Source organism: Myceligenerans indicum, from assembly GCF_016742955.1.
Taxonomy (GTDB): Bacteria; Actinomycetota; Actinomycetes; order Actinomycetales; family Cellulomonadaceae; genus Myceligenerans; species Myceligenerans indicum.
The window spans coordinates 1-12,597 of sequence record NZ_JABBYC010000075.1 but is presented as its reverse complement, the minus strand read 5'-3'; the positions used below and the strand labels follow the sequence as shown (position 1 = coordinate 12,597).

6 protein-coding genes are annotated in these 12,597 nt (G+C 67.3%); 2 read left to right on the top strand and 4 right to left on the bottom strand.

Going from position 1 to position 12,597, the window contains the following annotated elements:
• A partial coding sequence (locus HGK34_RS20965; RefSeq protein WP_201850583.1) for a transposase occupies positions 1–284 on the top strand: 284 nt, incomplete at its 5' end.
• 26 nt (positions 285–310) lie between these two features.
• A complete protein-coding gene (locus tag HGK34_RS20960; RefSeq protein WP_201851132.1) occupies positions 311–460 on the top strand; it encodes a hypothetical protein in 150 nt (49 codons plus the stop codon).
• A gap of 116 nt (positions 461–576) precedes the next feature.
• Here HGK34_RS20960 and HGK34_RS23375 read toward each other — a convergent pair whose 3' ends face one another.
• From HGK34_RS23375 to HGK34_RS23680, 4 genes are all read right to left on the bottom strand, one after another.
• Positions 577–711, bottom strand: coding sequence for a hypothetical protein (locus HGK34_RS23375; protein WP_280517986.1), 135 nt, complete (start codon positions 709–711; stop codon positions 577–579).
• Between the two features lie 922 nt (positions 712–1,633).
• The gene (locus tag HGK34_RS20955) at positions 1,634–2,164 is read right to left on the bottom strand and encodes a hypothetical protein (RefSeq protein ID WP_201851129.1); all 531 of its coding nucleotides are present in this window, start codon (positions 2,162–2,164) and stop codon (positions 1,634–1,636) included.
• A complete protein-coding gene (locus tag HGK34_RS20950; RefSeq protein WP_201851127.1) occupies positions 2,164–9,186 on the bottom strand; it encodes an RHS repeat-associated core domain-containing protein in 7,023 nt (2,340 codons plus the stop codon). Before HGK34_RS20950 ends, HGK34_RS20955 begins: the two co-directional genes overlap by 1 nt.
• A 308-nt stretch (positions 9,187–9,494) precedes the next feature.
• Positions 9,495–12,386, bottom strand: coding sequence for a LamG-like jellyroll fold domain-containing protein (locus HGK34_RS23680; protein WP_201851125.1), 2,892 nt, complete (start codon positions 12,384–12,386; stop codon positions 9,495–9,497).
• Between the last annotated feature and the right edge of the window lie 211 nt (positions 12,387–12,597).

Below are 12,597 nucleotides of genomic sequence, written 5' to 3'. Positions count from 1 at the left end.
CGTCAACCCGCCGGGCGCTGCGCAAACGCGGGATCACGTTCACCAGCCCGGAGAAGAAGGACCACACCGCCCACCGGCTGCGCAAGGGCCACCGGGGCGGACGCCCGCCCGTCTTCGACGCCGAGGCTTACAAGGGCCGCAACGTCGTGGAACGCTGCTTCAACCGGCTCAAACAGTTCCGCGCCCTGGCCACCCGCTACACCAAGAGAGCCGCCTACTACCGCACCGAACTCACCCTCGCCGCGATCATCCTCTGGCTCCGCGATTCACCGGACACGGCCTAATCTCGCGCGCCCAGCACGGCGACGAGGTGACCATCGCGCGCGCCGGCAAGCCCATGGTGCGCCCGACGCCGGTGCAACCGGTCGCAGAGCGCACCTTCGGCACTGTGCCGATCAACCTGCCGGACGACCTCTTCTTCCAGCCGCTCGACGAGGACAAGCTAGCCGCGTGGGAATGACCTACCTCCTGGACACGCACGCCTTGGTCTGGCTCCTCAGCGCGCCGGAGCGGCTTGACGCCGAGTTGTGCACGAAGCTCCGATCGACACAGAACCAGCTCCTTGTTTCGGCGGTCTCAGCGATGGAGGTCGCCACCAAGGTGCGCCTCGGCAAGTTCGACGACGCCGGTCCATTGGTCGACACCCGGGACCGACGAGTGGAGGACATCGACGCGACCCCACTCGACCTCGCCACGGAACACGTACTCCACGCGGGCTCCATGCCCTGGCAGCACCGCGACCCTTCGACCGGCTGCTCGCAGCCCAAGCAATCGTCGAGAACGTCGCGCTGGTCACGGCCGATGCCGCGTTCACCGGGCTTCCAGGCGTCCGAATCGCGTGGTGATTCCTCTTGCGACGCTGACCGTGGTGGGCCGCGCGCCCTCGCAGCGGCGCGAGGCCACTCTCATCAGCCTTTCCTGAGGCGTCTGCTACACCCGCAGTCGTTTGGGCTGGTACCCCGTCGCACCTTGCCTTCGAAGCGGTCACAACTCGTCAAGAACATTCCCATCCTGATCCACCACACAAGCATCGCTCGGATATGGGAGCCAAATCGCCACCCCATTCGGCCACGTAACTATCTCGATCTGCGCGATCGTCACCAACGAAGCCCTCAGAAAAACAGCATCACCATCGGTGAGACGAAACGATGTCCCGAGAGGTTCGAACGCGACCTCGATGGTGGCGCCCTGAGCCGCACCCACGCGCACATCAATCTGTCCGTCAGGGACAGAACCACTAACCCCAGGCATCGATGACCTCCTGCGCAAGTAAAACACGTGTGGGTGCGGTCTTTCCACCCTTTCCTGCGTCAGCCGCTGCGGCATAAGAGTCACGCAACTTTACCGCGTCGCCCTTCACGGCCGCGGCAAAGTCATGCCTGTAGGAGTGCTTGGACGGGCCTGTTGACGTCTCTGGCGTAATGTCGCAAGGCCTGGGCGGTTGGTCCCACCCGTGTGGCGTAGGACCGCGATCGCGGCGTTACGTAGCGCGGTCATGATTGCCGTCGCTCCACCGAGATCGCCGCCGCCGTGCTCATCCTGCTCCAGATTCAATGCACGGTCACCGAACGAGGCAAGAATACCACATTAACTCGAAGGCGACCACATCTACGGTACCGCCTCCAGTCGCGCCCTATTGAATTCCTGAATCCTCCTCGCCCTTGCCTTGCTCGGGTACTTCACTCTCGTCAGCGATTGTTCCCTCAAGGAATTGATCAGGATCGATGTTTATTCCTTTCCGACGCGCCGCGCGCCTGCCTGGGACATCCTTGACCCTCCTGTCAACTAGAAATCCTGGGACTGCGTACTCTTTCTCAACCCATATCCACAGAAAGGTTACCAGGGTGCTAAGGATTGCCAACGAGAATGCTAGCGGAGCTATCGGGGCGAACTTTGGGCCTAGCAGCCCGGCACCCGCCAAGACGATCATCCAGCAGAGCATCCCGAGCAAACCAATCGGAACAGATCGGACGTCTGCTGCGGCCTCGACAACGTCTCCGCGGTGTTTAGCGATCATTTGCGCCATATCGGTAGGCGCGCCTTTCCCGATCGATCGCCGGAAGAAAATCACAAGACCCAAGACGCATAGCGAGATCCCAACAATCCCCACAAGAATGAAGAAACCTCGACTGAAATATCCGCTGAGAAGCGCTTCAAATCCCATCAGTCAACCCATCCTCGCTTGCGCGACCATTGCCCAAGTGCAGCATTCATATTCTGCCCAAGCAAACCACCCCCGAGCGCCCCAAGACCGGCGCCTGCCGCACCGCCGACGAGGAAACCGATAGCGCCTGCGGGCAACGAGGCAACACCGCCGCCGAGGGCAGCACCCGCCCACAGCCCCACGCTGGCACCAGCTCCGGCGCCGATGGCCGACATTACACCAGCCCATAGCTCCTCGTTCGCGACCTGCCCAGCCGTCAGCCAGAACGCCGGATCCCTATAGAAATTCAAGCCCTCATCAATGCAACCATTCTGAGCACAGTAGTCAGCAAAGGACACTAGAGTCCCTGCCCCACCGAGCACCTGGCGAAAATATCGTGAAGAACTATGGAACGAGTCCCAAACGCTACGCCAGACCGCTTTTTCTGCGGACTCATCGGGGCTCGCGTTCGCTCTGGAATCTTGAACGTCTCCGTCTACACGGTCCTCCAGTTCTTCTCCAGCAGACTTTGCTGCACCCTCGGCAGCCGACGATGAGTCCGCACTGCTATCGCTCCCAGAGCTGGACTGTCCTTTGTACCCGGTGTTGTTGGCTGCGACCTGCTTGCCCGCGGCGGGGCTGCTGGAGTTCTTGGGCACCCAGACGCCATCCAGCAGGGGCCCGATCACCGCGAACAGCCCGGACGCGTCGGAGTAGGTGACCGGGTTGTTGTTCGCGTAGGCGTACCCGTGCCACTGCTCGGGGTCGGACAGATCCATGACCGGGTCCACGGAGATGAACCGGCCAAGGGTCGTGTCGTAGTAGCGGGCTCCGAGGAGGACGAGTCCGGTCGTGGAGTCGTCGATGCCGCCGGCCCCGCCCAGGAACCGGCGGTCTCCGGGCAGCTCGTCAGCAGGCTTGACCGTCTCCCCGGTCTCAGGATCGACACTCTCCGGTGTGCGATCCCCACCGAACGGGTCGGTGTAGACACGCGTGACCGCATCCGGGGTCCAGTCAGTGTTGGGCACCGAGGCCATCACGCTGCCGTGGTGGTCACACACCAGGGAGGTGACCCCACCCAGCCCGTTCCCGCTACGCGAAGCGACCATCTGCCCGGCGAACGAGTAGTACCGCACCGCGGTGACTGCGCCGTCGGTCACGGTCACTTCCTGCCCACCAGGCAGGAACACCGTCGTGCCGCCTGCGTCGGTGCGGACCAGCCGGTCACCACCAGCGGAGTACACGTACTCCGCCTCACCAGCCAAGACCTCTTCGTCGCCGCCGGCGTCCTCACCGCTGGTGGACACCCCAGCCAGCTCACCCTCGGTGTCCCAGCCCAGCGCCTGGGTCACGGTCAGCAGTCCGTCACTGTCGGTGTCGGCCTCGACCTGGACGGGGTCCGCCGGGTCGACCGGCTCGGACAGGGTCCGCGTCGTCTGGGCGCCCGAAGCGTCGTAGGTGTACTGGCCCACCGTGGTCTGCGGCGCAGAGTCAATGTCCGCTTCCGGCCCAGTGGCCTGCACGGCCTTGGTCACCTGGTTCGGACCCACACCCCCGTGCTCATAGGTCGTCTTGACCACATCCGTACTGCCGTCCAGAACGTGCTCGGTCAGTGAGGTGCGGTTGCCCGCAGCGTCGTAGGTGTACTCCTGCCAGTACGGCGCCGCCGAACCGCCCGCGACCCCGACCTGCGCCGCAGTCACGTCACCGATCGAAGCGGCACACGTCCCGTCCGCGTCCGTCCAGGCCCCAATGAGCCGGCCCAGGCCGTCGTAGTCGAAACACTGGTTGTCGTTGCGTTCCGCACCCGGGACGATCGGCCCGCCCGCAGACTGCTCCCCCACCTGCAGGGTGGGCTGGTCGGTGATCGAGGTGATGTTCCCCGCCGGGTCATACCCGTACGCCAGCTCCAGGTCGGTGCCGTCGTACTGCTCCCGGCTCAGCCGGATCCCCGACAGCCGCTCCGTACCGTGCTCGTAGTCGTAGGCCACCACCGCGCCATACGTGGTCCCCAGGTCCAGCGCCTGCGGCTGGCCCTTGGCGGTGAACTGCGAATCGGCCACATACGTGCCCCACCCGAACCCGCCGCCCATCCAGATCGGCTTGCCGGCGTCGTCGTAGAACGTGGTCACACGCTCCTTGCCCAACACCGTCCCGGCCACCGCACCGGTCTCATCCAGCTGCGCGATGGCGGGGAGCACCTGCTGGCGCACCGACCCATCAATCCGGTACTCGGTCGACGTGGTGAACGTCCGCCCGGACAGACCGTCCAGGCCCTCCAGCTCAGGCAGCACGACCGAGGTGGCCGTGGGCCGCAGCGCCTCGTCGTATCCCTCGACCCGGCTGGTGTACTCCAGGCCATCCTCGATCCGTGTGGACGAAGACAGTGAGCCCTTCACCGCCTGCCCGTCCGCGCCCGGCGTCTCGTCATACGTCCACCGTGCTCGTACCAGCCCGGTCCCATCGGCAGTCTCGGTCCGTCGATCAAGGCTGTCGTAGGAGTACACCAGCGTGTTCGCGTCCACCACAGCCTGGGTGGCGCCGACCTCGTTCCCGTTCCCGTTCACCGTGCGGGCCACGTTCCCCGCCGCGTCGTACACGGTCGTGGAGATGCCGGCCTCCGGGTCGGACACGCGCACCTTGCGGCCACCCATGTCGTACTCATACGTCCACTGTCCGCTACCAGGGCCGGACACCGACGTCATCTGCCCGAAGCGGTCGAAGTCGTAGGTCGTCTTGCGGTAGGAGGAGGGTGCCAGGGTGCGCGGATCGAACCCCGGCAGCGTCGAGGGCACGTACCAATGCCCGTCGGCCGTGTCGGAGTCAACTGTCGGCCGGGTCTTGTGCTCCCACAGCGCCGTCGTCCGGCCCAGCGCGTCGGTCACCGTCGTGCGCGCCACACCACCCTCGGGAGCCACGACGGTCGTGTACTTGCCGTCATACCGGGTCACCGTGCGCCACCGCTCGTTGAGGTGGTTGTCCGGGTTGCCCACGTAGAAGATCTCGTCCACCGGGCGGCCCGCACCGTCATAGGAGGAGACCGTGGCCGCCGGCGCGATCAGGTCCGGCTGCACCGGCGTGTTCGACACGAGGCCGGTCGCGAACTGGGGGCTCGTGACCTTCCAGGTACGCCCGGCGCTGTCATAGAACGTCTGCGTGATCTGCCGGCCTCGCGTGGCGGCGTCGTCCTGACGCAGTTCGCCCGTATCGAGCCCCTCGGTCTGGGTCTGGAACACGCGCATCAGCCCGTCGTACAGCGTGGCCGCGGCATGCTGCAGCGGATTGCCGTCGCTGTCGGCACCCAGGGTGCGCGTCACCACCGCGTTCAGCCCGTTGGACCGGGTCGTGTACTCATAGGCCACCGATGGTAGCGACAGGCCCTCGTGCTGGGCATAGGTGACCTCCACCAGTCGCCCCAGCCCGTCGTACTCGCCGCGAGTCGTCTGCCCGCTTCGATCCGTGACCGACTCCGTCAGCCCCGTCACGCCGTCGTGCCGCGTCGTCGAGGTCATCGACGTCTTGGGCCCGGCCCCGTCCGGGTCCGGACCGGTGGTCACGGTCTGTGTCGCGATCGGTGCGGTGGCGGGCGTGTACGACGTCGTGGTCGTCCGGCCCGCGCGGTCGATGGCACTCACGACGCGCCCCAACGCGTCATAGACCATCCTCTGCGCACGCACATACCCCACACCGTCCGCGTCCCCCAGCGTCCCCGAATCCCGGTCCAGACTCGGGTCCACGGTCCACACCTCGACCGCCAGACCCAGCGAGTTGTACACCGTGTACTCGTCACCGGCCACGTCACCCGGACGAGACGCCCCGCCGGCACCCACCGTGGCGCACGAGACCGCGAACTCCTGGGTGCGCTCGACCAGCGCCACCATGTTCTTCTGCTCCAGCATGCTGTCACCGGCATAGGCATAGGTGACCTTGGTACACGTCTCATCACCGGACAGGTCAAGGTCGCCGGAGTCAGCGGTCTGCTTGATCTGACCGTACGCGTCGAGGGTCGTCTCGACGCGGGTGCGCGTGGCAACCTGCCCGGCCGCGTCCATGCTGTAGCCCAGCGTCGTCGCCCCGGCCAGGCGAGTCGCCTTGACGCCGTCGATCCCCGTCGCGACGGTCACCGGCGTCTTCGGATCGGTCACCTCCCAGGAGACCGCCTCCTCGCCGTCGCTGCCGTTGTGCTCGATCACCTCCACGACCTCACCGGACAGCGCGTCATGATCGGACACACTCGTGCGATGCCCCGCAGGGCCGACGTCGAACGTCGAACCGTCCACCCCACGCAGGTAGCGGGTGGTCGTGGAGCTGGCCTGCGAGCCGTCGCCCTCAGTGACCACGACGGTGCGGAACCCGCGGTACTCGGACCAGGTGACTTCCTCGGGGTCGGTCAGGGGGCCGGTGGGCTTGACCCACTTGGCGCCGCCGTCGTACCGGTAGCGGGTGACCACGTCCTCCGACCCGGTCACGATCCCGCCACCACCGCTGGTGGAGGCTCCGGACTGGGTGACGCTGGTGACCACGTACTTGTGGAACCAGTCGATCGGCAGGTTGTCGCCCCGCCACTCCACAGGGAAGCACAGACGCGTGTTGTCCCGCTTGGCCGCATCGGTATCTGCGGGCACGTCTCCCGGGGCGCACTCGGTGCGGTAGTTCGGGCTGATCACACCACCCGATTCGGTGCGCACGCCAGTGACGCGCGGCCGGTACATCGGCGGCAGGCCGTCCGTGCCCGTGTCCACACGGTTCGGCAGCATGTCCCAGGCGAACACCACCTTGTTGTTCGACAGATCATCACCCGTCGAAGCGGTGCCACCGTGGCCGGTGTGCTGGATGGAGCGCAGCCACAACACCTTGCCGTTCCCATCCCCCAGCGACCCGTCCCCGGGGGAGATGAACGACTGGTCAAGCCGCCAGGAATCCACCGGCTTGTACGAACTGCCGTCGTGCACCCGCGTGGTCACCCGCGCCAGCCGGTACAGGCTGTAGAACGACGGCGAGATCGCCTCGACCCCGCACTCGGAGTCCGACTTGTAGCAGACCAGGTCACCCGGCGCGTCCGGCCATGCGGACAGGTTCTCCTTGACCCGACCGGCATCACAGTTCACGCCCGTACCGGGCACGCACCGGGTCGAGTGCTCCAGATCCACCCGCACCGGCGCCGGGCCGCTACCCTCCGTGCTGGTGCGGGTGCCGTACAGGATCCGCTTGAGGAACCCGCCGGCCGTATACGTCGAGGTGCCCTCGGACAGGTTGTGCCCGTACCGGCGCGTCTCGGTCGAATAGACATACGTCATCGTGCCACCGGTCGGCTCGACCACATGATCGAGCATCCACCGGTAGGTCTGCCGGCACTTCGAGGCCGCGAACCCACCGTTCGCCGAGGACTTGTAGCACGCCTCACCCGGGTGGTTGCCATACACCGGCATCGTCCACGACGACCCCGTCTTCAACCCGTCCGAAGCCCGCTCACCACGACCGAACGTGTACTTGGTGCCGTCCGCAGTGGTGACCAGCCAGTACTCACCCTCCTGGTCACCGTTGGACGCACCCGTCTTGCGCTCGACCTTCGTGCCGTCGATCGTCTTGGGCCGCCACGTCCCATCGGCGGTCTTGACCAAGTCAACGGCCTGCCCGTCCAGCGACATCGTCGCGTTGTCCTCATCGATGCACATGTCACCGGTGGTGTGCGACGCGTTGTTCGGTTCCTGACCGTCGACGGGGTCCTGGTCCTCCGAACACGACGCGAACTTCCGCTCGATGAACGACTCGGCAAGCGACCAGCCCTCACCCACCGCACCGGCCTGATTGTTCGTCGACGCAATACGCCCATCCGACGCGGCCGAGGAATACGACAGGCTCAACTGCGGACTCGGACCAGCCACCGACGGCATCGTCAACGGGTAGGACCAGGCGAAGTCGCTGTTGACCTCCCACGACGCCGCCGGCGCCAACGACGTCGCCCCCCAGTCACCACCACCCCCGGACGCGCTCGCCGCCACCATCAACGTCGTCGCCTCCTGCGACACCGCCATCGGCGCCATCAACGTCTGCGCGTCCGCATCGTTGCTCACGCCCTCGACCGGCTCGGCCTGGCACCCGCCGGACGCCAGCTCGTCCGCGTCACACCCCGACACGTCCACCAGCGTCAGCCGCGACGCCCAGTCGCCGCCTGGGACCTGACCGCCCTCGACCAGCGACGCGTAGTCCACCCGCACATCCACCACACCGTCCGCCGGAGCAACCCGCTCCGCGTCGGCCGCAGCCCCGCTTCTCGCGACACGCTGCTTGCCGTCGGCCTTCTGCCCGGCGTCCACCGCCGCAGCCTCGACCCGCACCAGCAACCCCGGCACACCACCAGACCCACCCGGCTCCACACTCGCCGCAGCGACGCGCACGCCACCCCGAGCGTCCTTCGCGTTCTTGCCCGCCCCCTCCGACTCCCCGCTCACACTCACCTCGACGCCATCAACCTCGACCTGCACCTCACCGGCCGCGAGATCCGCCGTCGCACTCGCAACGCCCTCGTCCTGCGCCTCCGCCGACGACGACGCAGCCGGATCACCGCTCGCCTCCGACGACGCAGCCGGATCACCACTCGCCTCACCGTCAAGCGAGCTCGACGCCTTCAGCTCACTACCGGTGCCGGACTGGTCCAGATCACCGCTCGCGGCATCCAGCTTGCTGCTCGCCAAAGCCGTCTCGGTCAACGACATGGTCGACGTAGACCCAGTCGGCACATCCTCGACCGGCTCGCTCGACCCCTCCCCACCCGGATCATCCGCCACCGGCGGCAACGTCTCCGCCGGAAGATCCTCCGGCGGAACCTCCGACGGATCAGGCGTGGGCTCCCACTCAGGCGCCGTCAGATCCTGCGCGACCACCGGATCCTCCGAACCCAGCTGCGCCAGCACCTCGGTGAAGTTCTCACTCCGCGCCTCCAGCGCGTCGACCTCCGCCGCCGCCGCTGCCTCCAAAGCCACGATCTGCCCCACCACAGGCGCAGCCGACGCCGGATCCACCCCGATCAACACCGTCGACACGCCAGCCACCAGACTCACACCCGCCGTCGCCCACCGGACACGCCCCCCACGCCCACGACGGACATGACCGCGATCGGTCCGGCCTCGACCGCTCATCAGCCCACCCGTGGCACCGTCCTGCTGGATCATCACTGCCTCAGTCCTTGTCGTCCCGTCCGGGATCCGTCCGTCATCCGGTGTCCGTGCAGCACGCCCGAGCCATCCAGCCCGTCGTGCGCGTACATCCGAGCTGCCCCGGCCGGCCGGCCTCTCCGGCATCCGCTCCCTGCGCGGACGCCCCTCGCCGCCGATCTGCCCTCGGCGCCCGCTCACGGGGTCACCCCCTGCCCGGAGCCACCGAGCACGGTCGGGTCGACGTCGTCCACCCCGCCGGCCATCTGGTTGGCCTCCGCGCCCTGGCACAGGCGGCGGATCTTGGCCGCGGCGAGCACCTCGCCACGGAAGATGCGCACGTTGTCGATCGCGCCGGTCCAGTAGTTCGACGGGGAGCCGCCGATGAACCCGCGGCCCGCCACGAACCGGCCGGAGGACTGCGGCAGCGCGCCGACGTAGGGCGTGACCGCCAGCTTCGGCTCGCCGACCGCCGGGTCATCGGGCGTCCCGATCTCACAGACGTACAACCGCACCTCACCTGCGGGCTCGTCGTACTCACCCAGCAGGTGCACCCACTGCCCGAACTGCACCGGCACGCTCGACTTCGCATAGGTGGTGGTGTTCGCATCCAGCTCCCGGTTGACACCGAACGCCCAGCAGGTGTCCGAAGCTGTCGGACAACTCGAGGGCCGATACCCGAGGCGGAACTCGTTGTACAGCGGGCCTTCCTGGCTCAACGCCGTGTACCAGCCTGTGGGATCCGTGTCCGAATCCAGGTACACGTGCGCCGAGACCACGAACGAACCCGTCGGATCGATGACCGGGGAATCGGTCCAGCCGATCTTCCCGACCCGCGTCCGCAGCGCCTCGTCGTCGTCACGCGCGCCGAACTGCCCATGCGGACCCGTCACGAAATCGACGCCGGTCGAGGGGAAGCTCAAGCTTCCCGCCGGGGCGAACTCGTTGCGCTCCGCGTCGTACACCGACGTGTCCACGCCCCGGGCGTCCGGGTCGTCGAACGTCCACACCCCGTCCTCACGGGCGGTGGCCACCTTGAACTCGTACTCGGTCGTCGCCGAGTGCCCGGCCGCGTCCGCGACCTTCACGTACAGGAACTTCTCCCCGGCACCTCCCGGCGTCGCACACACCTGTGTCTTGCGGGTCGAATCGAGCGTGACCTTCGTCGTACTCACCCGCGTCGAGTAGCCCCACCACAGCGTGGTCGTGTCCGAGCTCGGCGCGTACAGCTCCCAGCAGCCCGTCAGCCCCACACCACCGCGTTCCTTGTCCGCCTCGTAGAACGCCTGCGCGTCCGGGTGGTCCCGCAGCGGGGTGACCTTCGGCGGACTCGGCGCGGTGTTGTCCACGGTGAAATAGCAGGGCTTCGAGCCCTCGTACCCCACCATCAGGCCCCCGGCGTCCTTGATCTCCGCGCGCCACCGGTACGTCTTGCCGGAGGTGAGCTCCTCACCGGTCGGCACACGATGGGTGAACTCCGCCACCGGCGACTTCAGGCCGGTCCAAGCCGACTCGTACACGCGCGTATTGGCCGCCACGTCGACCACCACGAACTGCACCGAGACACGACTGTCGTCCGGATCGTCGCCCAGGACACGCATCGTCGGGCGCAACCAGCTCGAGTAGACCGGATCGCTCGAGGTCCCGCAGCCGATGTTCGACCCGTCCACGATGGTCTGATGCCCGTACGACGCATACGGCGGCCGGTTGTACTCCACCTGGAACCGTGCGTCGTACCGGTACTTCTTCCACGAGTTCATGTCCGTGGTCGAGGTCCCCTTCAGGCCCAGCGAGATCGACTGCCAGCCGTTGGACGCGATCGTCTTCGCCACCGACTTCGCCGGCCACTCCGTCCAATGGCTCCCCCCACACGCCGAGGAGTAGTAGGCCGTGCTCTTCGAACTGATCTTGCGCGAGGAATCCCAGCTACCGGCATGGTTCGACCAGTTCGTCGAAGAGGTGATGTTCGGCACCCGGTACAGCTCCGTCGCGGTAGCCGTGCACGAGTACGAGTGCGTGCCATACGCACGGAACGTCGCATCCACGATGTCACCCGACGCCAGGTTACCGACCGTCTTCAAGCCCGTGAACTTCCACACCGACCGCCACACGTTGCCCGACCGCTCACACGTCCAGTCCTTGCTCACATCACAGAACCCCACCCCCGCACTCCCGGAGAACTTCCACGACGACGTCGAGGACGGCCACGCCTTCTTGATCGCCGTCCACGCCGTCCTGCTCCCCGACACCGACGGATCCACGAACACCGGGAACGCCGTATCCGGATCGGCCAACATCGCCTCGTCCGCCCGCACCGCCGCCGACCGACCATCCGGCGCCACCCGCGCACTCAACAACGCCAGCCGATCACCCGGCTGCGCCTCACGCACCGGATCCTGAGAACTCGACTGCGCCGTGCCCGGATCAACGGACGCCTGAGCCGACGGCGAGACCTGACCCCGCGCCCGCCCGTTCGCCGCCTTCCCGCTGCTCCGGCCCGCTTCCGCCGGCCCGGCCGCATCCGGCGCGGCGGCGTCCAGGGTGGACAGGGACGACACCGACTCCTGCGGCGACGTCGCGGCACCGGCCGTCGTGGCCGACGTCGAGTCCCACTGCAACCCGACCGCGCCCGTGAACGACGCCTCGCCCGAGCCGTCCACCGCGTAGAAGCCGTTCGCCTCCTCGACCGGCTCGCCAGCGGTCTGCGCGCCCATGTCCGGGTCCGTCCCCGACGCCGTCGTCGACGACGAGTCCTCGGCCGAAGCCTTGGCCGCGCCGTCCTTCACCAACGACGTCGACGCCGTGCCCTCACCCGCGGTGCCCGCAGCGCTCGTACCACCGGCCTCCGCCTCAGGCACCCCCGTGTCCTGCTCCCACGCCCCGTCCGGCTCGCCACCATCAGCAGGCATCGGATCCGGCGCCGCGTCCGGATCCACCGGCTCCTCCGGCGTCAGGGTCAGGCCGCCACCGACCTCGACATCGAACCCCAGCCCTCCATCACCCACCTCGCCGAGCAACGCCTCGGCAGCCGCGCCGTCCGCGATCCGCAGCACCGGCGTGAACCCCGTCCCGTCCGGATGCACCGTCACCAACAGATCCGCGCCCTCGATCACCACATCACCGGCACCCAACACCGGATACACCACCCGCGCCCGATCCTCCGGATCGGGCACCGGCGTCCCCAGACCCAACGCATCCGGCAAACTCATCGACAACGACTGGTCGTCCCGGCCCATCACCGCGAACCCCGCCGCCCCACCCCCTGTCTCTTATACACATCTGACGCTGCCGACGATAAGG